Source organism: Stenotrophomonas sp. YAU14A_MKIMI4_1, assembly GCF_003086855.1.
Lineage (GTDB): Bacteria > Pseudomonadota > Gammaproteobacteria > Xanthomonadales > Xanthomonadaceae > Stenotrophomonas.
This window is the reverse complement of the sequence record NZ_CP025998.1, coordinates 742,293-764,228: the sequence shown is the minus strand read 5'-3', so window position 1 is coordinate 764,228 and position 21,936 is coordinate 742,293. Positions and strand designations below refer to the sequence as shown.

Below are 21,936 nucleotides of genomic sequence, written 5' to 3'. Positions count from 1 at the left end.
ATCCCATCGCAACGGCGATGGGCTCTGACCCCATCATCTATGCAAGAGCAGCCGAGCATGGATCGGCTCTACAGAAGATCAGTCGAGCAAGCTCGACTCTACGGTGTCGATCAGCAGCTGGCGGAAGTGCGGCAGCAGCACGCGGTTGCCGTGCCCGCTCAGGTGGTCGTTGTCGAAGAAGAGGGGCTGGCCTTCTTCCACTGCTGAGCATACGTCGGGCCCGCAGAGCAGCGGCAGCGGGTCCCACACGGTCAATGCGGGATAGCGCGCGGCCAGTTCGGCCAGCAATGCCATCTGCGGCGCGCGCAGCATTTCCAGATCGGCGCGGACCATCTGCAGGCCACCGGTACATGCAGGATTCATGCGATTGAACCAATCCGAGCAGCGGTAGGCGCCTGCCTTGAACAGCGGCAATGGCGCGTCGATCACCACCTGCACACCGAGCACCTGCAACCGCTGCAGCACGCGTTCGGCTTCTTCGTGTGCAGCCTGGGCGTCGGCCGTTGTCTGTCGGGCCAGCAGGTTCCGGTAGACCTTCTGGTCATCTTGCTGCGCCCAATCGAAACCACGCAGCTCGGGCATACGCAGCGCCGCCAGCAGCACGATGTCACCCGGTCGCGCCTCGCTTTCGATCTGCGAAAGCGCCTGCTCGATGAAGCTCTGGCAGTCGGCCGGGCTGGCCCGCTGCAGGTTCACGAAGCTGCAGCCGCCCTGGTCGCTCTGATGCACTTCCATGCCGGTCTGCCGCGCCACCATGCTGGTCATGGTGCGATAGGCGGCCGCGTGCGAATCGCCGGCCACAAAGAGGCGTCGTCCCTCAAGGTTCGGCGCCGCAACCGCCTCCAGCGGCCGCCAGGCCGGGTAGCGGCGCGCCTGCCAGACATGGCTGTCACGGGTCACACTGAGCGAGATCCGCTCGTGGTACTCCACGCTGGCCCAAGCGCCCACGCCACACAGCGCTACCAGCAGCACCGCCGATGCCAGGGTCTTCATCGGCGCCCAGCGCAGCAAGGGCCCGGCGTGCCGCAGCGGCTGTTCAACCAGGTGATAGGACGCGGCCGACACCACCAGCAGCAGAAGTGGGTACAGCCACAATGCCGCGCCCTGCAGCCCATAGGTCCAGCGCAGCAGCACAAGCAGCGGCCAGTGCCACAGATACAGCGCGTACGACAGACGCCCCAGGTACACCAACGGCGTCCAGCCCAAGCCCCGGGCGATATCGCCACCTGCCTGCCGGGAAACACCGGCCAACAGCAGCAGCGTGCCGACCACAGTGGCCAGCACACCTGGCACCGGCATCGGCAGATGCGGGGCGATCCAGACGCCGACCACCAGCAATGCCAGACCTGCGGCCGCCACAACGTTCGCATGCCGACCACCCGCGCGCGTTTGCATCCACTGGTACAGCAGCGCACCGGCCGCCAGTTCCCAGAACCGCGACGGCAGCAGGTAGAACGCCGCGGTCGGTGCAGCCTGCGCCTGCCACCCCGCCCACAACAACGACAGCAGGGTGAGTACCGGCAACAACGCCCGTGCCCGCCACCAGTGCTCGCGGCCGCGCAGCCAAACCAGGAACAGCAGCGGGAAGATCAGATAGAACTGCTCTTCCACGCCCAGTGTCCAGGTATGCAGGAACGGATTGAGCTCGGCGCCGGGTGAGAAGTAGCTGTCCTGCTGGCCGGACAGCACCACGTTACTGAGGCCAAGCAGCGCGGCCCATCCGGTCTGGTCGAACTGCTCGTTGCGCCACGCACGCGGAATGAGCAGGGCCGACAGGATGAACGTGGCCATCAACATCACCAGCAGCCCTGGCAACAGCCGCAGCACCCGGCGCCGATAGAAGTCCAGCAGCAGAACGCCTGCTGGCTGCGCTGCACGCGACGCCAATGCCTGGCTGATCACGAAGCCGGAAATGACGAAGAACATGTCCACGCCGGTGAAGCCACCGGGTAACCAAGCAGCGTCTATGTGGAAAACGACGACGGCGAGCACGGCCAGTGCGCGCAGGCCATCGATCAAGGGATTGTGGACGGCTGGGGATGTGGACATGCCATCCATCATCGAAATCGATGGCAGGGCGAACAAGCGGCAACGGCGACAGCTGCTGGGTTGCTACAGAAACGACCAATGACCGTTCAGTAATAGTTCGCCACCAGCACCGCCTGCCCAACAATCTCCCCCGCCAACAGCGGCTCGCTGGGCAGGCGGATATAGCGCGCGGTGAACGGAATGCGTTCGCTGGCCCCAGTGGAATCGGTATGCGCCCAGACCCGGCCCATCGGCAGCGTCAGGCCGTTGTACAGCACCTGCAGGCCCACACCCTGCGCGCTGGTGCCCGCTGCGGGCGCCAGGATGTCACTGCTGTTGCTGCGATCACTGGCGTCATGGATCTCGAGCGACACCGGACGACCCGGCACACCACAGTCCATCTGCACGGCGAAATCCTTCTCGCCACCGGTGCCGGTGGCATCCAGTACATCGGCACGGATCGGATCAAGCACCGGACTGGCATCCATCAACGCACAGGTGGTGCCCTGGAATTCATAGCCGATCTCGAAGTGGAACTCACCCATCCCCCCGCTGCCCTGTACCTGCACCGAGCCCAGCGCGCGTTGCAGCTGCGGGCGCATTGGGCCACCGCGGGAAAAGAAGTGCAGCCTGAACCTGAATTCCGAACCGCCCGTGCCGCTTCCGATCGAGTACGTGGAATCATTCAGCGGATCGATCGGCCAAGGCTCCATGCCTTCGCTGCCGTCCAATGGCAGGGCATCAATCAGCAGCTGCACCAACGGAGAATCCGGGCTCGTCTCAAATGCCGGCCAGCCGTCGATGTCGCGCACATACCTCAAGCCCATCAGCCGAGGTGCCACGATGAGTTCTTCGCCCGCATCGCAGCGCAGGGTGATCGTGGAACTGCCGGCCTCGTACAGCAACACGTCAGGTTCCTGCACGAAGCGCACGGGCACGGTCTGCGCGTACGTCACGCTGGGAGTATCCGGAACACACACCGCATGCACGGCAAAGGCGGACGAGGCCAGTGCGACCAACACCAGTGCGCGCGCAAGGTAGGGGGCACTGCCCATCTTGGCTCCAAGGGAAGGAAGAAAGGGCTTGCATGGTGCCGTCGTTGGCGAGCGTGGACCATGCAATTTGTTGCGAAGTGTGCTGAACACACGCCCGAAGTGCATATGCCGATGTGATCGAGCCCAACACCCTCCGTCGCGGCGCGCTATGACGCTTATGACCACAATCCGTCGCGATACGCGACAGAGCGGATCGATTCGCGTGGTTTCGACTTTCAAACTTTTCTGATGGGTAGCGCGGCGCTTTCATGCGCATGATGAGGTGCCATCGACAACGGGTGGCACGGGCTTCCAATCCCGTTAGGTTGATGCGTTGTTTACGCTTGCCTGTCGGCGCCGCTTTTCCTGTTCAGCGGCGTCGGCAGGCAATCCGTCCGCATGTCCATGGCGGGCGGTGCGTGGGGGCCCCGTGCCCGCCGGCGTTTCGCATCAACCTCCGGTATTGGAACCACGCACCGTCCGCCGCCCTTGCACTACTGCAGGGGCGGCCCCTTGCTTCGTACAAAAGGACGCCGCCATGACCGCATCGAAGTATCAGCACCTGTTCGCCACGCTGGGCGAAGCCGCTACGCGCCTGCCCGAAGACCTGGCCACGACGCTGGAAAACACCTTTACCTGCCTGCAGGAAGGCCCGGCACCCGGTGTGGTCAATCTGCAGGCCTGCCTGCAGCAGATCCGCAAGGGGGATTCAGCAGATGGCCGACCGTGGCCGGGGCGGGGCTGCACACCGGGGCAGCGCCTGGCGCTGCCACGCATTGATCGCGCTACCGGTGGACTGACGTTCCTGCTGGAACTTTTGCACGCCACCGAACGCGTGCGCGTGGATGGCGAGGTGGGCCAACAGATGGGCGATGGTGCGCGCGAGGGACTGCTGCTGGCGTGCCGGGGGTTGGCCGAATATGTGGACGTGCAGTTGCACGCCGCGTTGTAGAGTCGAGCTTGCTCGACTGATATCGCGAAAGACAGTCGAGCAAGCTCGACTCTACGGGTACCGCGAACGGCAGCGGCGCGTGGTGACACAATCGACCAGTCGCTGACGAAGCTCCGAAGGACGTCCGGCGATTCGTGCGTTTTCGACTTTCAAACTTTTCTGATGGGTGGCGCGGCGCTTTCATGCGCATGATGAGGTGCCACCGACAACGGGTGGCACGGGACTCCAATCCCGTAGGACAGCTTGTTGTTTACGCTTGCCAGTCGGCGTCGCTTTATCTTGTTCAGCGGCGTCGGCTGGCAATCCGTCTGTGCGTCTTTGGCGGGCGGTGCGTGGAGGGCCCCTGTGCCCACCGGAACAAGCTGTCCCCGGTATTGGAGCCACGCACCGTCCGCCGCCCTTGCACTATTGCAGGGGCGGCCCCTTGCTTCGTACAAAAGGACGCCGCCATGACCGCATCGAAGTATCCGCACCTGTTCGCCACCTTGGGCGAGGCCGCCACCCGTCTGCCCGAAGACCTGGCCACGACGCTGGAAAACACCTTTACCTGCCTGCAGGAAGGCCCCGCACCCGGTGTGGTCAACCTGCAGGCCTGCCTGCAGCAGATCCGCCAGGGCGATGCAGCCGATGGCCGACCATGGCCGGGGCGGGGCTGCACGCCGGGGCAGCGGCTGGCGCTGGCACGCATTGATCGCGCTACCGGTGGACTGACGTTCCTGCTGGAACTGTTGCACGCCACCGAACGCGTGCGCGTGGATGGCGAGGTGGGCCAGCAGATGGGCGATGGTGCGCGCGAAGGGCTGCTGCTGGCGTGCCGGGGGTTGGCCGAGTATGTGGACGTGCAGTTGCACGCCGCGTTGTAGAGTCGAGCTTGCTCGACTGATATCGCGAAAGACAGTCGAGCAAGCTCGACTCTACAGGGGGGCGGCGGCGGTGCGTTATTCGTAGTCGGCGGTGACGGTGATTTCGGTGCGCACTTCGCCGGCCTGCAGGCCCGTCAACGCGGCGGCGTAGTAGCCAGCACGCAGCGGGTAGCTGGCGGTGGCGCCGGTGACCGGCACTTCAATACCGGCATCGCCGTTCTTCAGATACGTGTTGCCACTGGCACCGGCCAGCAGCGCCACGCTCACGCCCGTTGCGGGGTCGGTGCTGGCGGTGTTCTTCCAGCGCTGCGCATCGCCATCGGCCGCAGTACCACTGAACGACAGCACCGCCTTGCTTACACCCACACAGCCGGTGAAGTTCAACGCGCTGGCTTTCAGCCCGTTGTCACCGACCACCAGCTCATCGGCCTTGATGGGATCCAATGCGATCGGCGGCGCCGCCAGTGTGCAGGTGCCGGGCAGCACGCGGCCGCTGATGGTGAGGGTGGCCGAATCGGCGAAGGCAGCGCCAGGCAGTACGCCGGCAGTGATCGCGAAGGCACAAGCAAGCAAGGAAGCTTTCATGGAGTTCTCCTGACTGAGGTCTCAGAGGGCAGCGCTGGCGGCCGCCAGACGCTGTGGAACGCATACCCCCACGCTCCACGACAGCCCATAGGCATCGGGGACATCAGGCATGCGGTATTCGATACGGCAGCGCGCCGCACCTTCGGGATCGACAATCAAGGCACCTGTATCCTGCGCACCACGCAGCTGGATCACCCCGCCCTGCCCCACCGCGCCCAACGGCAGGCCGTCTTCGCTGTGTACCTGCGCGGCGAATGGCAATGGCTGGCCCAGCGCATCGGTGGCGTCGATGAACAGGGTGCGCTCACGGCGCACCTCGAACGGTACGCGCACGATGCCGCCAGCGGTCGGCGCGACGCGCTGCGAGGTCTGCAGCAGCTCCACGTCCATCGGCAGACCGGACGGGTCCAGATCCAGCGTGTTCCAGCGGTACGGGCTGATGTGCGGCACCAGTGCGTAGCCATTGCCGGCCACGCGCACGCCAGCGCTGCTGCCCACGCGTGCGCCTTGCGCGCCCGGTGCCTGCACCAGCGCGAAGCCATCGCCCACCGGTGCGCCCAGGTTGATGCCACCGCCATGCAGCGCCACGCTGCCCGATGCGCCCACCGACAGGCTGCTGTAGTCGCCCAAACGGTTGTAGCCGGCATCGACGTGGCCGCGCCCGCCCTGCCATGCGGCGTACGCACTGTGGCTGCCCTGGCCACTGCCTTGGGTGGTGGACAGCGTGTAACTGAGCGCGCGCGACTCACCCAGGTTGCCGGTCAGCGTGGCCTGTGTCTGGTCGCCACTGCCGGCATGGCTGAGCTGCGTGCTCAAGCGCGGCGCATGGTGGCTGCGGCCCAGCGGCACGCTCAGGGTGAAGGCATAGCGGGTGTCCTGGCGTCCATCGCCCTGCTGGTAGCGCAGGGCCGACAGCCCGTAGTTCACCCGTCGGGTGCTGGTCTGCACGCTCAGTTGCAGGTCGTTGCGGCTGCGGCTGCTGTCCCAGTAGGCCACCTGACCGCCACTGAGGTGCAGTGTGGTGCGCTGGCCCAGCTTCTGCGAGAAGTTCAGCTGGTAGCGCTCGCGTGCACGGAATCCGTAACCCCATTCGTCCACCGCGCCGCCGCCGAGCACCCGCGCGGTGTCACTCAGGCTGAGGAAGCCGCGCGTGCTGTAGCGGTAGGCGGCCAAGCCGAAGTTGGTGCCGGTGGCCTGTACATAGCGCTGGTAGTTCACCCGAAAGCTGTTGCCGGACATGCGCTGACCCGCCGCCAGATTGGCGCGCGAGTGAGTGACGTCCACGCCGAAGGCGCCGAGGCGGGTGTTGATGGCCGCGCCCGACAACAGCGATTGGTAGTGCTGTCCGACCTGCGCACCGCTCAGAAGGGTAAGGCCATTGCTGATGCCACGTGCGTAGGTGCCCTCTGCAAAACGCAACGGCTGCAGGCTGCGCTGGTTATCGCGCAGTTCGCCGGCAGTGAATGCAAAGCGTGAGGCGCCTGCACGCAGCGCCTGCGGCACCGCGGAGAAGTTCACGTTGAAGCGTTGCTCGCGGCCATCGGCCTCGGTGACCGTGACCTCCAGATCGCCGCCGAAGCTGGTGGGGTACAGATCCTCGATCGAGAACGGACCAGGCGCCACGTTACTTTCGTGGATGATGTTGCCATTCTGGCGAATCGTCACTCGCGCGTTGCCTTCGGCGATACCCTGCACCTTGGGCGCGTAGCCACGCAGCGAATCGGGCAGCATGCGGTCATCGCTGGCCACGCGCACACCGGTGAAGGCCGCGCTGTCGAACAGTTCGCCGCCGGTATTGCCTTGGCCCAGCAGCAGCTGGCTGTTCCAGGCCGGAATGTCGCGCTGCACGTGGCTGCTGATGACGTTGTAGTTCGAACCGCGCTCGCTGTGGGTAAACGAAGATCGATGGCGCAAGCGCCAGGCGCCGGCGTTGAGGCCTGCACTGAGGCCCATATACGAATTTTCGCGCCCCTGGCTGCGGTAGTGGTTGCCGCTGTAGTTCACGAACGCGGCGGTGATGCCATCATCACGCAGTTCCGGCGCCACGTAGCCGCGCGCAGTGCTGGCCTGCGCCGCCTGCGGCAAGCTGATCGACAGTTCCAGCGTACCGCTGTCGAAGGCCACGCGCGCGCCCTCCACATGCGTGGCCAGGTCGACACAGGCCGCTGCATCGCCGGGCAGTATTTGCAGGTACTCCGGCTTCAGCGGCAGCAGGCGCACCAGCGACACCGGAATGCACGGCACCGCCACATGCGGGTCCTGGTCGATGGCGAAGGCGATGTCCTGGCTGCGCAGGAACTGGCCGTTGACGTGGACATCCACCGCGTAGTCGCCGGCGGGCAGTGGATTGCCGTTGGCGTACCGCGCCATGTCGATGGCTTCGCCGCCGAGCAGGAAGCCTTCGCTGAATTCGGTTGCCGGCGAGGCCGTTGAGAGCGCGGGCGTGCCCGCGAGCATCACCGCACCGATGGCACGCACGAGGGCAACGGGCGCAACCGGAGGGCCGGCACTGGCCCGCAGTGAGGCGGCAGAAGTCTGGATCAACATGAACAGATTGAACGCCTGTACAGGCGGCGACGACGTGGGGGGAGGTCAGCCTAGGCAAGCCCGCCTGCCAATGACATTCAACTTGTTGCAGATCGCGTGGCCGATTCCGTCTGCAGGACGGATTGGCGTTGCAGGACGACCGATCAGCGATAGTCGGCGGTCATCACCGCTTCGCCCTTGACCACACCGGGCGCCAACGGATCAGGTGTACGTCGATAGCGAGCACGGAAGGGAATGCGCTGCGCGCCCTTGCTCGACCATCCGTACCGCCACCGCTGGCCGAACTGCACCGGCACGCCTTCGCGCAGCAGCTGCACGCGAACCCCCTCGGCCGTCGCGCCCGGCGCGGGCGCCAGCAGGCCGTCACGGCTGCCAGGGTCATTGGCGTCTGCCACGGACAGTTCGACATCAACATTGTCCATCGGGCAGGTCATCGACACCTCAAAGCCAGACTCCTTGGCCGAACTATCCATCGCTGCCAGGTCATCGGCGCTGACGTCGTCCAGCCCATGGCTGGCATCGGCCAGCGTGCAGGTTACGGCGGGAAGCGTCACCTCTATACCGAAGCTGTGGCGAAAGCGATTGGTCGGGTCGTTCTCCGACCAGGCTTCGATGGTGCCCAGCACGGTGTAAGGCACGCTGCGCATGGCGCCACCGCGAAAGAACACGCGCATCTGCACGAAGTGGTCCAAGCGCCCTGGTGTAGCCAGCACGAGGCCGGGATTGCGGTTGATGCGACCGTTGTGCAGCGCAATGCTGCTGCCGTTTGCGCCACTGAACGTCGCCTGGGTGAAGATGACCAACGGCGAGCGCTCCCCCAGGCTATAGGCGGGATAGGTACTTCCTTCCCAGACCAGATCGCGCTCATACGTCAGGCCCGAAAGCGACATGTCCACCAGGATCGCGCTCTGCCCGGCCGGGCAGTCAAACGCGTCCTGGATGGTCTCGCCGCGCCCGGTGAAGTAGCGATCCGGCATGTCCAGATTCGGCATGGTCAGAATGGCATCTTCAGCACGGTCCTGCGGGCTGAAGCGCTGGCAGGCATAGGCCTGGCACGCAAGCAAAGCCATCGGCAACACCAGTGAACAGGCCAGCGGCCACCTGCGGCGGCGGGCAGTGAAATGGAGCATCGGGTGTTCTGCCCGGTAAGGGAGGAAGCCACAGTGTGCGCAGCGATGGCACCTGTGCCTACGCAACGATGTGCAGATCGCGAGCCGGCGGCTGCATTTGCAAGGTGTTGCATTCACCCGGCGATAACAAGCGCGGAGACTGCGCACCGCTGGCTGTTGTTGATTGGCCAATGCACCCTCCTTCCCTTCGTTGAGAACTCCGCATGTCCTTGAAACTGCGCCTGCTGTCCCTGTCCCTGCTCGCCGCCGCTGTGCCGGCCGTGCACGCCGAACCGCTGGAAATCACCGGTGAACTGATGGCATCGACCTGCTCGGTCGGCGCCCCCGGCGGAACCATCACCGTGCCGATGGGCCAGGTCGATCTGACTTCGGTCAACGCCAACACCCGCGCCGGCCAGAAGAACTTCACCATTGCGCTGGATTGCACCGGTTCCGGTGCCGAACAGGATGTGGGCGTGCGCTTCGGTGGCACCCCCGATGGCAGCACCGGCAACCTGGCGCTGACCGCAGCTTCCGGCGCAACCAACGTGGGCGTGGCCTTGTATGACGGCGCCGGCAACCACCAGAAGATCGGCGATGACCCGACCCTGTGGGTGACCATCGCCGCCGGCGGCACCGGCCAGCTGGACTACAGCGCGTGGTACGCCTCGCCGGGCCAGAACGCCACCCAGGGCACTGCCAATGCCTCTGGCGATTTCGTGGTGGTCTACAAGTAAGCCGTTGGCTGCCCGGCGCACGGACGCGCCAGGCGGCCACCTTCTTCAAGAGGTTTTCCCATGAAGCACCACGCATCGACGTGGCTGTGCGCGTTGCTGGCGATCGTTGTTGCGCTGCCTGCTACCGCGGCGGTCACGCTGCAGGGTACGCGTATCGTGTACGACGCCGGCAAGGGCCGCGACACCACCGTGCGCGCCAGCAACGTGGGCGAGCTGCCGGCCATGACCCAGGTCTGGATTGACGACGGCAACGCGCAGTCGCGCCCGGAAGATGTGCGCACGCCGTTCCGGCTGACCCCGGCCGAGCCGCGCCTGCTGCAGTCCAAGCAGGGCCAGGCCTATCGCATCACCTACGCACCGCGCCCGTCGGAGGCACCGCTGCCGACTGATCGCGAATCGGTGTTCTATTTCAATTTGTTGGACATTCCGCCCAAGCCGGCCAATGCGGCCGACAAGAACCTGCTGCAGTTCGCCGTGCGCACGCGGGTGAAGCTGTTCCATCGCCCCGCCGGCCTGCCCGGCAGCGCACGCGATGCGGCCGCACAGTTGCAATGGCGCGCAGAGGGCACGGCGTTGCAGGTGCACAACCCCAGCGCTTACCACGTAACCCTGAGCACACTGAAACTGGCCGATGGCCGCAGCGTGGACGTGGACATGATCGCGCCGGGCCAGAGTGCGCGCTTCGCATTGCCGCAGGGTGCGGCGATGCCGGCGTCGGTGACCTTTACCTGGCTGGACGACTACGGCGCACCGCGTGAGCAGCAGGCGGTGGTAGGCCGATGAGCCTTCTGCACCGATGCCGCTGGGCGCTGTTGCTGGGCCTGGTCGCGGCGTTCTTCCTGTTTGAAGCGGGCGCCGCCTGGGCCTGCACTACCGTGACCGATGGCTATGCCAGCACGATGTATCCGGTGGTGTTGAACGAGCGTGAATCGTTCGATTACTCCTTTGGCGCGGCCGGTGTCGAGTTCAGTGGCTGCCCGAACACGGCGCCGCTGGAGTTCGAGGTGGAGTTCGATACCCCGATGACGCTGCTGGGCACGGTGGAGTACCGCGGACTGACCTTCGGCAAGTTCCAAGTGTCTGATACCTCGCCGCTGGTACTGCTGGGCGTGTACGAGGAGCGCGGCGGCATTGCCAACGGCATGGCATTCACCATGAGTGGGCAAAGCCTGGTGTTGACCGTCCCTGCTTCGTCGCGGGTGAAGCTTATGACCGAGCTTTCGATCTCCGGGCGTCGCAACGTGCAGAGCGAACCGATCTCGCGCATCTCACAGCTGCGTATCCGTCCGCGCAGCAATCCCGCACTGGTCGGCACGGGCACGCTGGAACTGGGGTTCGATGTTTCGGTGGTACGCGACTGCACGGTGCAGGGCGCCACGCTGGCGCTGGATGATGTACCCGCCAATGCGCTGGCGGGTTCCGGAAGCTCGGCGGGCGACAAGGACTTCGTGGTGAACATGGCATGCAGTCACGACAACGTGCCGGTGGAGCTGACCCTGACCGATGCGCATGCACCCGGCAGCAGCGGCAGCCTGCTGGCCGCCGCGCCCGGCAGCGATGCCGCAGGCGTGCAGATTGAACTGCTGCGCAACGGCTTGCCCGTGCAGCTGGGCATGCCTTGGGCTTATGGCATGTCAGTGACTGGCAGCAATCCGATTCCGCTGAGCGCGCGCTATGCCCGCACCGCCGACGCGCTGGTGGCCGGCGCGATTGTCGGCGAAGCCGTGCTGATGGCCGACTACCCCTGAGTGCCGTGGCGACCGGGGTCAGATTCCTTTGCCGTTGGCAAAGGAATCTGACCCCGCCGACGACACCCTTTTCCAACACCCCAAAGAGAGAAGTAGATGCACAAGATGATGATCCCGTTGAAGCGCTACACGCAGTTCAACGGCCGCGCCAGCCGCAGTGAGTTCTGGTGGTTCCAGTTGTTCATCGTGATCGTTTCGATTCCGTCGTACATCCTGAGCTTCATCGCCGGCTACACGGGTTCGCAGAGCCTTGCACTGGTTTCGACCGGCTTGAGCCTGATGATGGCGCTGGTCTTCGTGCTGCCCTGCCTGGCCGCATCCGTGCGTCGCCTGCACGATACTGATCGCTCGGGCTGGTGGCTGCTGCTGGGTTTCGTACCGTTTGCGAGCCTGGTGCTGCTGGTGTTCCTGGTGCTGCCCAGCACACCGGGTGACAATCGGTTCGGCAAGCCGATTCCGCACGTTTAAGCAATTGCGCCGGGCAATACCCGCCGTTTTTGTTTGTCGCGACCGCGCTCTGGTAGGTGTCGACCTTGGTCGACACAGACGTGCCAACCAAGGTTGGCACCTACCACAGCAGCAAGGTAGCGCCGGGCCATGCCCGGCGTCTTCAGTTACGCGAAATGCTGGTAACCGCCGTCGGCGGCTTCACCATCCACGTGCACGCCCTGCCCTTCGGTAATACGGCCGATGCGGGTCAGTGGCAGGTCCAGCGATTCGGCCAGGTAGTGCAGCGCATCGCGCTGGCTGGCGGCGGCGGTGAAGCATAGTTCGTAGTCATCACCACCACGCAGTGCACAGTCACGCGCACCGTCGCGGCCCAGCAATTCACGCAGTGCGTTTGAAACCGGCAACAGATCGGCATCGACATGCGCCGCTACTGCGCTGCGCGTGGCGATGTGTCCCAGATCGGCCAGCAGGCCGTCGGACACATCCACCGCCGCATGCGCGAACGCGCGCAGGCGCAGGCCCAGGGTCACCCGCGGCGTCGGCCGCAGCAGGCGCAGGCGCAGGCTCTCGTAGTCCGCCAGCAGCGTGGCGGTGGCCACGTTCAATGCGCCCTGCTGCCACAGGCGCAGCGCACCGGCGGCATCGCCCAGGGTGCCACTGACCCAGATGTCATCACCGACCTGCGCGCGGTCGCGACGCAGTGCCTGGCCACGGCCGACCTGGCCCATGGCGGTCACGGTCAGCGACAGCGGACCTCGGGTGGTGTCGCCACCGATCAGCGCGATGTCGTGCTGGTCAGCCAGCGCGAAGAAACCATCGGCGAAGGCTTCGATCCATTCTTCGCTGGCCTCCGGCAACGACAGTGCCAGCGTGCACCACGCCGGGCGGGCGCCCATTGCAGCCAGATCGGAAAGATTGACTGCCAGCGTCTTCCAGCCGATATCGAAGGCCGGGGTTTCGGCCGGAAAATGCACGCCGCTGTTGAGCGTATCGGCGGTGACCACCAGCTGCTCGTTGGCACGCGGCTGCAGCAGCGCGGCGTCATCGCCGATACCCAGCACGATGTCGTCGCGTTCGACGGTGCGGGCGCGGATGCGGTCGATGAGGGCGAATTCGGCCAGGGACATGGCGTGCTCCCGAGGTAATGGCGATATCAGGCGTCAGTGCCAACCAAGGTTGGCACCTACCAGAGGCGGCGTGAGGGCACCCACCAGAGGCGGTGTCAGGGCATCCGCCAGAAGCGGAACCGGATCAGTGACCCGATTCGACCTTGCGCCATTCCACGGCGGCACGATCCAGCACGCCGTTGACGTAGGTGTGGCCGTGCTCGGAACCAAAGCGCTTGGCCGATTCGATGGCTTCGTTGATCACCACGCGGTACGGCACATCCAGGCGGTAGCGCAGTTCGTAGCCGGCCAGGCGCAGCACGGCGCGTTCGATGGCGTCCACTTCTTCGATGCCACGGTCCAGGTACGGGGCCAGGGCTTCGTCGATGTCACGACGGTTGTCCAGCACGCCGTGCACCAGCGCTTCGAAATACGCCAGATCGGCGATTTCGCGCGCCTGCTCGTGGGCGAACTGGGCGATCAGCGACTGGCCGTTGCCACCGGAGATCTGCCATGCGTAGAGCGCCTGCACGGCGCGACGACGGGCGCGCGAGCGCAGCACCGGGTCGATGCCATCGCGGCGGACGGGTTTACCGGAGGGCTTGCCCTGGGTGTTCTTGTTCATGGCAGTTGCTCCAGCAGATTGACCATTTCCAGTGCGGCGAGTGCGACTTCCTCGCCCTTGTTGCCGTGGCTGCCGCCTGCGCGGGCCTCGGCGTCTTCAACGCGTTCCACCGCCAGCACGCCGTTCAGCACCGGCACACCGAAATCCAGCTGCACGCGCATCAGGCCTTCGGCACAACGGTCGGCCACGTGTTCGTAGTGGCGGGTGTCACCGCGGATCACGCAGCCCAGGGTGAGGATGGCGGCGTGTTCGTGGGCGGCGGCCAGGCGCGCGGCCACCAGCGGCAGTTCCCAGGCACCCGGCACGCGGATCACGTCGATGCTGGCTTCGGTGATGCCATTGCCGGCCAGGCTCTGGCGGGCGCCAGCGACCAGCGCATCGGTGATGCGGGCGTTCCAGCGGCTGGCCAGGATGGCAAAGCGCGCCGTTTCAGGGGTGCGAAGATCGCCTTCGTAGTGGCTCATATGCGGCTTGGGGGTTCGATAAGGGGGTAATTCTAGCGTGGATGGCCCCCGGCCGTGGTTGGCGGTGGGCCTGGCATCCGCCGGGCATGGCCCGGCGCTACCGGGGTCGGATCCCGCGCAGCGGGCTCCGACCCCATTGGGCGACCGTTATAGGGTCACCGTCTCCACCACTTCCAGGCCGTACCCGGCCAGGCCGACCTGGCGGCGGGGGGTACCCAGCACGCGCAGCTTGCCCAGGCCCAGCTCGGACAGGATCTGCGCGCCGGCACCGTTGCGGCGCCACTGGCCCACGTCCTTGTCCTTGCCCGGCACCACCGGCGCCGGCTGCTGGCGCAGGCGGGCCAGCAGGGCTTCGCCGTCGCGCGGGGCCGACAGCACCACCATCACGCCGGCGCCTTCTGCGGCAATGGCACGCAGCGCATCGGTGGCAGCCACGCCGAAATCGTCGCGGCGCCAGTGCAGCAGGTCGGCCAGCGGGTTTTCCACCTGCACCCGCACCAGGGTGGGGGTATCGGCCGCCGGGGTGCCACGCACCAGGGCGAAATGCAGGTCGTGGGCAATGCGGTCGCGGTAGGTGACCAGCTTGAACGGGCCGAATTCGGTGTCGATGTCGCGCTCGTCCACGCGCTCGACGGTCTTCTCGGTGGCCAGGCGGTAGGCAATCAGATCGGCGATGGAGCCCATCTTCAGGCCGTGCTCGCGGGCGAACACTTCCAGTTCCGGGCGGCGCGCCATGCTGCCGTCGGGGTTGAGGATTTCCACCAGCACGCCGGCCGGTTCCAGCCCGGCCAGCATGGCCAGGTCCACGCCCGCTTCGGTGTGGCCGGCGCGGGTCAGCACGCCACCGGGCTGGGCGATCAGCGGGAAGATGTGGCCCGGCTGGTGCAGGTCGGCCGGCTTCGCGTTCGGCTTCACCGCGGTGCGGATGGTGTGGGCGCGGTCATGGGCGGAAATGCCGGTGGTCACCCCTTCGGCGGCTTCGATGCTGACGGTGAAGTTGGTCTGGAACTGCGCGGTATTGGACTGCACCATCGGCGCCAGGCCCAGATCGGCCGCGCGCGTGCGGGTCAGCGGCAGGCACACCAGGCCACGGCCGTGGGTGACCATGAAGTTGATGTCCGACGGCTTGACCAGCTCGGCGGCCATGATCAGGTCGCCTTCGTTTTCGCGGTCCTCGTCATCGACGATGACGACCATGCGGCCCTGGCGGATGTCTTCCAGGATCTCGGGGATGGGGGCGAAGTTCATGCGCGGGCTCCTTCACCCAACAGCCGCTCGACATACCGAGCGACCAGGTCGATTTCCAGATTGATCGCGCTGCCCACGCCGGTGGCGGAGAACGCGGTATTGGCCACGGTGTGCGGGATCAGCGCGACTTCAAAGCCTTCATCGTCCACTTCATTGACGGTCAGGCTGACCCCGTCCACGCAGATCGAGCCCTTCTTGGCGATATAGCGGCGCAGCGCCGCCGGCGCGGCAAAGCGCCAGCGCTGGGCACGGGCATCTTCGTGGATGGACAGCACCTGGCCCAGGCCATCGACGTGGCCGCTGACCAGATGGCCGCCGAGGCGGTCGGTCGGGCGCATGGCGCGTTCCAGGTTGATGACCGCGCCTTCGGCCAGCTGGCCCAGCGTGGTCAGGCCCAGGGTCTCGGTGGACGCATCGGCCTGGAAGCTGCTGGCGTCGAACGCGATGACGGTAAGGCACACGCCGTTGATGGCGATGCTCTCGCCCATCTGCACGTGGTCGAACGGCAGGCTGCCGACGTTGAAGGTGAAGCGGACATCGCCGCCGATGGCTTCGCGTGCGGCCAGGCGGCCGACGCCTTCGATGATTCCAGTAAACAAGTAACGTTCTCCGCGGAAAGTGAGCGAAAAACGCCGCAAGGCAAACAGGCGGGCGCAGGGCCGCGAAGGCCCTGTGGCACCGTCTTCTTTCATCCGGACTATACCGTCGGCTCCGGCATTGGACCGGATCTGCTGACCCCCGGCCGTGGGACGGGGCGCTCGCGGGCTCGTGCTTGCGCACCTACCGCCGGTGGGGAATCGCACCCCGCCCTGAAGACGTTTGTGTACCGGCGAACCGGCCCGCCTAGTGTACCAGCCCAGACTGAACGGGGTTCCCCTGGGGTCGGATCCCTTTCCAGCGGAAAGGGCTCTGACCCCATTGGCCTATTCCTCCCCGGGGGTCAGAGCCGTTTTCCTTCGGAAACGGATCTGACCCCGCCCACCGCCCCAGCTGTGACGGGCGTCGCTCGCAATCTGTAAATTTTTCATTAAACTCCCGGTTCGGACGACATGACGTCGCCACGGGCTGCCACGACGGTATCCCGCCAATGGACTGAAATTCTTACAGGAACTTCCATGCGCAAGATTCTGATCGTGGCCGCCCTGCTGGCCGTTGCCCCGCTGTCGGCCCAGGCCGAAGCCCTGAGCTACACCTACGTTGAAGGTGGCTGGACCCAGTTCAAGACCAGCGACGACGACCTGAACGATCCGAAGATCGACGGCGGCTACCTGCGCGGTTCGATCGCGCTGGCCGAGCAGGTGCACGTGTTCGGCGCCTGGAACTACGCCAGTAAGTCCTACGACTACACCTACGGCACCTTCAAGCTGGAACTGAACCAGCCCGAGCTGGGCATCGGCTACCACATGCCCTTCAGCGACCGCGTGGATTACACCGCCGACATCGCCTGGGTGCGCCAGCAGGCCGAGCTGACCGTGAAGGACGTGGACTTCGGCCGCCTGACCAGCAAGGACCACACCAACCTGGTGCGCGCCACCATGGGCCTGCGTGGCAAGCCGTCGCGCATGACCGAAGCCTGGATCAAGGCCGGTTACATGGACGGTGGCAATGAATTCGAAGGCACCTGGGTCGGCTCGGTCGGCGGTCAGATCAACTTCACCAAGACCTGGGGTCTGGTGGGCGAAGTGGCCGGTTACCGCGACGTCACCCAGTTCTCCGCCGGCGTGCGCGCCAGCTTCTGATTGCTCGATCCTCGTCGTGTAATCGAACGGGCCCCGCAAGGGGCCCGTTTTTTTTCATGCGGATGGGCTAGGCTTGCGCGCCTCTGGAACAGGAAATCCGTCATGAAGACCCCCCTTCGCACCCTGCTGGCCACCGCGCTGATCGGCGCCCCGTTGCTGGCCGGCGCCGCCCCGGCCGCGCTGACCCCCGAACAGACCTTCGACCTGTACGCGCGCGCCCTGCTGGAAGATGACACGGCCGCCACCGCACGCTTGAACGAAGCACTGAAGCCGGCCTTCAACGGCGAAGACGCGCTGAGCCCGCCGGCCGGTGCGCTGGCCAAGGCGCTGGCCGAACCGTGGCAGGTGGTGCTGGCTGGCGCTGGCGCCAAGGCCGACCCGGCCGCCGCCGAGGCGATGTACGCCAAGGCCCTGCAGGGTTCGCAGTGCCGCGCCACCGGCAGCCAGGTGGAAGACAACGAATACGTGGATGACCAGAAGATCGCCACGGTGCAGTTCCGCTGCCAGGCGGTGGATCTGTCCGGCGTGCGCCCGCTGTTCGCCGAAGGCCTTGCCGAAGGCACCCCGGCCACGCGCATCCGCTTCACCCAGGCCTACACCCAGGCCCTGCAGAGCGGCCCGCGCCAACCGATCACCGGCAGCCTGAAGCTGTACACCGCCAAGGACGGCGCGTTCTGGTACAGCGCCAACTTCGACGATCTGATCGGCCCGGTGGTGGGCGCGCTGGCACCGTTCGACGAATGGATGCAGGACGCCGCCGCTGCCGATGCACCGAAGGTGACCGGCGTTCCGGGCTGCGACCTGCTGCTGCAGCAGCACCGCAGCTGCGTGGCGAAGATCGCCCCGGACCAGATCAGCGGCGTGGATGCCATGGCCGAGGAACTGAAGGCAAAGGCGCAGGTGCAGTCGGCCGAGGCAATGACGCAGGAATGCAAGGCACTGCGCCCGGTGGCCGAAATGATGTGGACCGACGAATGCGCGTGACGTGCTGGCGCTGAGCCGAGGGGGGCTGGCGGCCGCCGCGCTGCTGGCCCTCGTTGCGGCCGCGGCTGCCGCATGGCCAACCCTGGGCCGCTGATCGCCACGGTTGCCGCTGTCTTCCTTTCATTCTTCGAATGGAACGAACACCTGCCCGACGACGCGGACTGATGCCGCGCCCGATCTTTGCCCGTCAAGGAGTCGCCCGTTGCCACGCCTGCCACTTGCCCTGTTGTTCATGGCGTTTTCTGCGTCCGCTCAGCCCGCGCTTCCCACGGCGGAACAGAGCTTTGACCTGTTCGCGCGCTTCATGCTGGAGGGCGATGCAGATGCCGCCGCGCAGGTCTCGGAGCTGACCGGCGCGCCGCTGCGCAGCGAACGCTGGGAAGATGCACTGGACCGGGTGGTGCTGGGCGATGCGCCGACTGACGACGCGCGCACCCGGTTGGGCCGCGAGCTGTCACGACAGATCGCGCTGGCACTGCGGCAGACCCAATGCCGCAGCACGGGCAGCGAGCGCCGGGACAACGACGGCCTGCAGATTGCCATTGTTGATTACGCCTGCCAGATGCCCGATCTGGCCGCGCAGGGCGATGCTGCGCCGGCCGGTGCAGATAGCGAGCACGACGCGCTGTCGGATGTGCGCGCGGCCATCACCCGCCTGCAGCACGCACCCGGCCGCGCACAGACCCATCAGGTGATCCTGGCACGCAACGGCGACAGCGATCTCTGGATACCGCAGGATCTGCCCCCGCTGCACGTGTGGGTGGAGCGTCTGCTGCTGCCCGAGCAGTGACGGCCGCTGGCTGCAGCTGCTCGGGCGCTGTGTGTCGCTCACACAGGTACTGCAATCGACGGTGCCGATGGCGCTGCTGGAAGACGAGTAGATCCACGCCATGCGTGGATGGGCGCCCCAGCGCCGACCAAGGTCGGCGCCCACCGGAGTGTCACGCGCGCAGCAGCAACCGCAGGTCCTGGCCCACCTGGCGCTGATCGACCACGCGCAAGCGACGCTGCTGCTCCATCGCGTCGATGCCCAGGCCAGCAAGCAGCGGTCGACCGTTGTCACCCAGCAGCGTTGGCGCCTGGTACAGCAGCAGCTCATCCACCCAGCCGCCGCGCAGCAGCGCACCGGCCAGGGTGGCACCAGCTTCGGTATGCACTTCGTTGATGCCGCGCTCGGCCAGCAGCGCCAGCACGGCGCCCAGGTCCAGCCGCCCATCCACGCTGGGCACGCTGGCGAACTCGGCATCGGCCGCGTCCGGTGCGCTCACCGCCGCATCGTGCAGGTACAGCGTTGGCGCCCCACCCTCGCGCACGCGGCTGCACTCCAGCGAGCGCAGGCGCGAATCCAGCACCACGCGCAGTGGCGGCAGCACCTCGGTGTCGGCCAGGCGCACGGTCAGCATCGGGTCGTCGGCCAGCACGGTGTCCGCGCCGGTCAGGATGGCGCCTGCGCGTGCGCGCCAGTGCTGCACGTCTTCGCGTGCGGCCGCGCCGGTGATCCACTTCGACGTTCCATCGGCCATCGCGGTGCGACCATCCAGGCTGGCGGCCAGCTTCACCCGCAGCCACGGCCGGTTGCGCTCCACCCGCGACAGGAAACCCTTGTTCAATTCGCGCGCCTGCGCGGCCATCAGACCTTCGGCGACTTCAATGCCCGCCGCGCGCAGCAGATCGAAGCCACCGCCATCGACCTGCGGGAACGGATCGCGCATCGCGGCGACCACGCGGGATACACCCGCTTCGATCAGCGCAAGCGCACACGGTGGCGTGCGGCCGTAGTGTGCGCAGGGTTCCAGGGTGACGTAGGCGGTAGCGCCACGCGCCTCGTCGCCCGCTTCGCGCAGCGCGAACACCTCGGCATGCGGGCCGCCGGCACGCTGGTGCCAGCCTTGCCCGACCACGCGCTCGCCGTGGGCGATGACGCAGCCGACCATCGGATTGGGGCGGGTGGTGTAGGCGGCACGCTCGGCCAGGCGCAGTGCGTTGGCCATGTGCAGGTGGTCGAGGGCGGAGAACGGGGTGGTCATGGCGCCATGGTAACGCCGTCGATCCCGCCGGGCATGGCCCGGCGCTACCGGCGATGTTGGTAGATCCACGCCATGCGTGGATGGGCGCCTCCGTGCCAACCAAGGTTGGCACCTACCATGGCGGTGGCGGTCAGCCCTTCTTCTTCTTGGTCAGGGCGATCACATCGCCCAGCAGCTGCAGCTGTTCGGTGCTGGACGGCAGGTCGCGTTCCAGCTTCTCGATCTCCTCGCGGAAATCGGCCACGTCCTCGAAGCTGCGATACACCGAAGCAAACCGCACATAGCCGACATGATCGAGCTTGCGCAGTTCGTTCATCACGAACTCGCCCACCTTGATCGAGGGCACTTCACGTTCGCCGCTGATACGCAGCTGATGCACCACCGCGCGCACCGCCGCTTCGATCTTTTCTTCCGGCACCGCGCGCTTCTGCAGCGCGCGGTCGAAGCCGGCGCGTACCTTGCGCTGGTCGAACGCCTCGCGCGTGCCATCGCTCTTGACGATGGCCGGCAGCTTCAGTTCGACGGTTTCCAGCGTGCTGAAGCGTTCGTTGCAGGCTTCGCACTCACGCCGACGACGGATCGTCGCGCCGTCTTCAGAGACGCGCGAGTCGATGACCCGGGTATCGGCATGTTGGCAGAAGGGGCAATGCATGGAACGCCTGGCTCAGGGGACGAACGAGCTGCCACGGTCATGGCAGCGTCGCAACGGTACCTGAGAAGCCCTTGGGCGGCAAATAGTTGTCCACGTCACACCGTGTTCGGGGCATGCCGCAGCCATAGCAGATGCGCTGCAGGCACCAGCAGCGGCGGCCCCAGCAGCAGGTAGCCCAGCACCTGCCAGGGGCTGCCGGTGGCCCAGGCGAAACCGATGTAGCCCACCACCCCCAGCGCCGCCAACCCGCCCAGCGCCAGCCCGATCCACGGCAGCGCGCGGGTGTGGCGCAAGGCCGCGCGGCCCTGCCGCAGGTAGCACACGCTCAGCCATAGCCAGCCGACCAGGCCCGCCAGGCCAGCGGCCGACCACAGGAACAGCACGGCGCCCTCGTCGCCGCGCATGAAGGCGCTGCGGGTGAGGAAGGTATAGACCCCGAAGCCGGCCACCAGGCCGCCGGCCAGCAGCGCGGGCAGCCCGAACAGCAGGCCATGTGCAATGTAGATGCGCCGATGCGTGCGCTCATCCATGCTCGCGGCCCTGCGCACCGGACGATGCCGGCCCCAGCCAGCGCAGCCAGAACAGCACGGTGGCGGGCACCAGCAGCGAGGGCCCGGCGAACAGACCGTTCAGTACTGTCAGGCCCAGTTCGGAGAAATAAGTCAGTGCCAGCACCAGCATCGGCAGCGTGGCCAGCATGCCCAGGGCCAGCTGCCACCACCAGCCCGACCAGGCCGCGCGCAGGCCGGCGAAGCCTTCGCGCAGCCAGAATGTACTGAGCATCACCCAGGCCAGCAGGCCCGACAGGCCGGCCAGCCCCCACAGCAGCAGGCCGCTGCCGAAGCGCAGGCTGTCTGCGTCGACGCGGATGAAGGCGAACACGCCCATCATGGCGGCGATGAAGGCGCCGACCGCGCCCAGCAGCAGGCTGGGCAGGCCGAACAACACCGCCAGGGCGATGTAGATGTGTTTGAGACGGCGCTCGTCCATGCGCGGGGTTCCTGCTGGCGGGGTAAGAGCCCTTCCCATGCGGGAAGG

23 protein-coding genes and 1 riboswitch are annotated in these 21,936 nt (G+C 66.4%); of the genes, 9 read left to right on the top strand and 14 right to left on the bottom strand.

Features of this window, described 5'->3' with window-relative positions; translation table 11 throughout:
* Positions 1 to 78 precede the first annotated feature (78 nt).
* Positions 79 to 2,049: an acyltransferase family protein gene (locus tag C1931_RS03315; RefSeq protein WP_234412870.1), complete on the bottom strand. Its 1,971-nt coding sequence runs from the start codon at positions 2,047 to 2,049 to the stop codon at positions 79 to 81.
* A gap of 86 nt (positions 2,050 to 2,135) precedes the next feature.
* Positions 2,136 to 3,188, bottom strand: a complete 1,053-nt coding sequence (locus tag C1931_RS03310) for a fimbrial protein (RefSeq protein WP_108755404.1) — start codon at positions 3,186 to 3,188, stop codon at positions 2,136 to 2,138.
* Positions 3,189 to 3,600: 412 nt separating this feature from the next.
* On the opposite strand from C1931_RS03310, the gene C1931_RS03305 reads away from it, so the two are divergent.
* Complete coding sequence (locus C1931_RS03305; RefSeq protein WP_108755403.1) at positions 3,601 to 4,014, top strand: hypothetical protein; 414 nt, start codon at positions 3,601 to 3,603, stop codon at positions 4,012 to 4,014.
* Positions 4,015 to 4,463: 449 nt separating this feature from the next.
* Positions 4,464 to 4,877, top strand: a complete 414-nt coding sequence (locus tag C1931_RS03300) for a hypothetical protein (protein ID WP_108755402.1) — start codon at positions 4,464 to 4,466, stop codon at positions 4,875 to 4,877.
* Between the two features lie 75 nt (positions 4,878 to 4,952).
* On the opposite strand, the gene C1931_RS03295 is transcribed toward C1931_RS03300, so the two are convergent.
* From C1931_RS03295 to C1931_RS20475, 3 genes are all read right to left on the bottom strand, one after another.
* Entirely contained in the window at positions 4,953 to 5,462 is a 510-nt protein-coding gene (locus C1931_RS03295) for a fimbrial protein (RefSeq protein WP_108755401.1), read from the bottom strand.
* A 21-nt stretch (positions 5,463 to 5,483) separates the two neighbouring features.
* Positions 5,484 to 7,919: a fimbria/pilus outer membrane usher protein gene (locus tag C1931_RS03290; protein ID WP_108757637.1), complete on the bottom strand. Its 2,436-nt coding sequence runs from the start codon at positions 7,917 to 7,919 to the stop codon at positions 5,484 to 5,486.
* 233 nt (positions 7,920 to 8,152) lie between these two features.
* Positions 8,153 to 9,139, bottom strand: a complete 987-nt coding sequence (locus tag C1931_RS20475; protein WP_234412869.1) for a fimbrial protein — start codon at positions 9,137 to 9,139, stop codon at positions 8,153 to 8,155.
* Positions 9,140 to 9,342: 203 nt separating this feature from the next.
* Here C1931_RS20475 and C1931_RS03280 point away from each other — a divergent pair, with 203 nt between their 5' ends.
* From C1931_RS03280 to C1931_RS03265, 4 genes are all read left to right on the top strand, one after another.
* Positions 9,343 to 9,855 (top strand): fimbrial protein, encoded by a 513-nt coding sequence (locus C1931_RS03280; RefSeq protein WP_108755400.1) that lies wholly within the window; start codon positions 9,343 to 9,345, stop codon positions 9,853 to 9,855.
* A 60-nt stretch (positions 9,856 to 9,915) separates the two neighbouring features.
* Positions 9,916 to 10,638: a molecular chaperone gene (locus C1931_RS03275; RefSeq protein ID WP_108755399.1), complete on the top strand. Its 723-nt coding sequence runs from the start codon at positions 9,916 to 9,918 to the stop codon at positions 10,636 to 10,638.
* Entirely contained in the window at positions 10,635 to 11,603 is a 969-nt protein-coding gene (locus C1931_RS20470) for a fimbrial protein (RefSeq protein ID WP_234412868.1), read from the top strand. Before C1931_RS03275 ends, C1931_RS20470 begins: the two co-directional genes overlap by 4 nt.
* Before the next feature lie 96 nt (positions 11,604 to 11,699).
* Positions 11,700 to 12,071, top strand: a complete 372-nt coding sequence (locus C1931_RS03265) for a DUF805 domain-containing protein (protein ID WP_108755398.1) — start codon at positions 11,700 to 11,702, stop codon at positions 12,069 to 12,071.
* A 146-nt stretch (positions 12,072 to 12,217) separates the two neighbouring features.
* On the opposite strand, the gene thiL is transcribed toward C1931_RS03265, so the two are convergent.
* The 5 genes from thiL to C1931_RS03240 all read right to left on the bottom strand — a co-directional run bounded on the left by thiL (position 12,218) and on the right by C1931_RS03240 (position 16,095).
* A complete protein-coding gene (gene thiL / locus C1931_RS03260; protein ID WP_108755397.1) occupies positions 12,218 to 13,180 on the bottom strand; it encodes a thiamine-phosphate kinase in 963 nt (320 codons plus the stop codon).
* Between the two features lie 124 nt (positions 13,181 to 13,304).
* Positions 13,305 to 13,784, bottom strand: coding sequence for a transcription antitermination factor NusB (gene nusB, locus C1931_RS03255; protein WP_108748505.1), 480 nt, complete (start codon positions 13,782 to 13,784; stop codon positions 13,305 to 13,307).
* Positions 13,781 to 14,248, bottom strand: coding sequence for a 6,7-dimethyl-8-ribityllumazine synthase (gene ribH, locus C1931_RS03250; protein ID WP_108752161.1), 468 nt, complete (start codon positions 14,246 to 14,248; stop codon positions 13,781 to 13,783). The genes nusB and ribH overlap by 4 nt, the downstream gene beginning before the upstream one ends.
* Positions 14,249 to 14,395: 147 nt before the next feature.
* Complete coding sequence (gene ribB, locus C1931_RS03245) at positions 14,396 to 15,496, bottom strand: 3,4-dihydroxy-2-butanone-4-phosphate synthase (RefSeq protein ID WP_108755396.1); 1,101 nt, start codon at positions 15,494 to 15,496, stop codon at positions 14,396 to 14,398.
* Complete coding sequence (locus tag C1931_RS03240) at positions 15,493 to 16,095, bottom strand: riboflavin synthase (protein WP_108752159.1); 603 nt, start codon at positions 16,093 to 16,095, stop codon at positions 15,493 to 15,495. The genes ribB and C1931_RS03240 overlap by 4 nt, the downstream gene beginning before the upstream one ends.
* 77 nt (positions 16,096 to 16,172) lie before the next feature.
* Positions 16,173 to 16,317, bottom strand: a riboswitch (FMN riboswitch).
* Positions 16,318 to 16,611: 294 nt separating this feature from the next.
* Here C1931_RS03240 and C1931_RS03235 point away from each other — a divergent pair.
* The 3 genes from C1931_RS03235 (at position 16,612) to C1931_RS03225 (ending at position 19,009) form a co-directional block, all read left to right on the top strand.
* Positions 16,612 to 17,235 (top strand): outer membrane beta-barrel protein, encoded by a 624-nt coding sequence (locus C1931_RS03235; RefSeq protein WP_108752158.1) that lies wholly within the window; start codon positions 16,612 to 16,614, stop codon positions 17,233 to 17,235.
* Positions 17,236 to 17,337: 102 nt separating this feature from the next.
* Positions 17,338 to 18,219: a hypothetical protein gene (locus C1931_RS03230; RefSeq protein WP_108755395.1), complete on the top strand. Its 882-nt coding sequence runs from the start codon at positions 17,338 to 17,340 to the stop codon at positions 18,217 to 18,219.
* Positions 18,220 to 18,421: 202 nt separating this feature from the next.
* Positions 18,422 to 19,009 carry a hypothetical protein gene (locus C1931_RS03225; protein ID WP_159095445.1) on the top strand — a complete coding sequence of 196 codons (588 nt, stop codon included), beginning with the start codon at positions 18,422 to 18,424 and terminating at the stop codon, positions 19,007 to 19,009.
* Between the two features lie 151 nt (positions 19,010 to 19,160).
* On the opposite strand, the gene ribD is transcribed toward C1931_RS03225, so the two are convergent.
* The 4 genes from ribD to C1931_RS03205 form a co-directional block, all read right to left on the bottom strand.
* Entirely contained in the window at positions 19,161 to 20,246 is a 1,086-nt protein-coding gene (gene ribD / locus C1931_RS03220) for a bifunctional diaminohydroxyphosphoribosylaminopyrimidine deaminase/5-amino-6-(5-phosphoribosylamino)uracil reductase RibD (protein ID WP_108752155.1), read from the bottom strand.
* A 130-nt stretch (positions 20,247 to 20,376) separates the two neighbouring features.
* The gene (nrdR, locus tag C1931_RS03215) at positions 20,377 to 20,898 is read right to left on the bottom strand and encodes a transcriptional regulator NrdR (protein ID WP_108748499.1); all 522 of its coding nucleotides are present in this window, start codon (positions 20,896 to 20,898) and stop codon (positions 20,377 to 20,379) included.
* Positions 20,899 to 20,993: 95 nt separating this feature from the next.
* Complete coding sequence (locus tag C1931_RS03210) at positions 20,994 to 21,428, bottom strand: hypothetical protein (RefSeq protein ID WP_108755393.1); 435 nt, start codon at positions 21,426 to 21,428, stop codon at positions 20,994 to 20,996.
* A complete protein-coding gene (locus C1931_RS03205) occupies positions 21,421 to 21,888 on the bottom strand; it encodes a hypothetical protein (RefSeq protein WP_108755392.1) in 468 nt (155 codons plus the stop codon). The genes C1931_RS03210 and C1931_RS03205 overlap by 8 nt, the downstream gene beginning before the upstream one ends.
* Positions 21,889 to 21,936 lie beyond the last annotated feature (48 nt).

Excerpts from the sequence above, each read along its gene's own strand:
- C1931_RS03315 (WP_234412870.1), bottom strand. The coding sequence starts at position 2,049 with ATGTCCACATCCCCAGCCGTCCACAATCCCTTGATCGATGGCCTGCGC.
- C1931_RS03310 (WP_108755404.1), bottom strand. The coding sequence starts at position 3,188 with ATGCACTTCGGGCGTGTGTTCAGCACACTTCGCAACAAATTGCATGGT.
- C1931_RS03305 (WP_108755403.1), top strand. The coding sequence starts at position 3,601 with ATGACCGCATCGAAGTATCAGCACCTGTTCGCCACGCTGGGCGAAGCC.
- C1931_RS03300 (WP_108755402.1), top strand. The coding sequence starts at position 4,464 with ATGACCGCATCGAAGTATCCGCACCTGTTCGCCACCTTGGGCGAGGCC.
- C1931_RS03295 (WP_108755401.1), bottom strand. The coding sequence starts at position 5,462 with ATGAAAGCTTCCTTGCTTGCTTGTGCCTTCGCGATCACTGCCGGCGTA.
- C1931_RS03290 (WP_108757637.1), bottom strand. The coding sequence starts at position 7,919 with ATGCTCGCGGGCACGCCCGCGCTCTCAACGGCCTCGCCGGCAACCGAA.
- C1931_RS20475 (WP_234412869.1), bottom strand. The coding sequence starts at position 9,139 with ATGCTCCATTTCACTGCCCGCCGCCGCAGGTGGCCGCTGGCCTGTTCA.
- C1931_RS03280 (WP_108755400.1), top strand. The coding sequence starts at position 9,343 with ATGTCCTTGAAACTGCGCCTGCTGTCCCTGTCCCTGCTCGCCGCCGCT.
- C1931_RS03275 (WP_108755399.1), top strand. The coding sequence starts at position 9,916 with ATGAAGCACCACGCATCGACGTGGCTGTGCGCGTTGCTGGCGATCGTT.
- C1931_RS20470 (WP_234412868.1), top strand. The coding sequence starts at position 10,635 with ATGAGCCTTCTGCACCGATGCCGCTGGGCGCTGTTGCTGGGCCTGGTC.
- C1931_RS03265 (WP_108755398.1), top strand. The coding sequence starts at position 11,700 with ATGCACAAGATGATGATCCCGTTGAAGCGCTACACGCAGTTCAACGGC.
- thiL (WP_108755397.1), bottom strand. The coding sequence starts at position 13,180 with ATGTCCCTGGCCGAATTCGCCCTCATCGACCGCATCCGCGCCCGCACC.
- nusB (WP_108748505.1), bottom strand. The coding sequence starts at position 13,784 with ATGAACAAGAACACCCAGGGCAAGCCCTCCGGTAAACCCGTCCGCCGC.
- ribH (WP_108752161.1), bottom strand. The coding sequence starts at position 14,248 with ATGAGCCACTACGAAGGCGATCTTCGCACCCCTGAAACGGCGCGCTTT.
- ribB (WP_108755396.1), bottom strand. The coding sequence starts at position 15,496 with ATGAACTTCGCCCCCATCCCCGAGATCCTGGAAGACATCCGCCAGGGC.
- C1931_RS03235 (WP_108752158.1), top strand. The coding sequence starts at position 16,612 with ATGCGCAAGATTCTGATCGTGGCCGCCCTGCTGGCCGTTGCCCCGCTG.
- C1931_RS03230 (WP_108755395.1), top strand. The coding sequence starts at position 17,338 with ATGAAGACCCCCCTTCGCACCCTGCTGGCCACCGCGCTGATCGGCGCC.
- ribD (WP_108752155.1), bottom strand. The coding sequence starts at position 20,246 with ATGACCACCCCGTTCTCCGCCCTCGACCACCTGCACATGGCCAACGCA.
- nrdR (WP_108748499.1), bottom strand. The coding sequence starts at position 20,898 with ATGCATTGCCCCTTCTGCCAACATGCCGATACCCGGGTCATCGACTCG.
- C1931_RS03210 (WP_108755393.1), bottom strand. The coding sequence starts at position 21,428 with ATGGATGAGCGCACGCATCGGCGCATCTACATTGCACATGGCCTGCTG.
- C1931_RS03205 (WP_108755392.1), bottom strand. The coding sequence starts at position 21,888 with ATGGACGAGCGCCGTCTCAAACACATCTACATCGCCCTGGCGGTGTTG.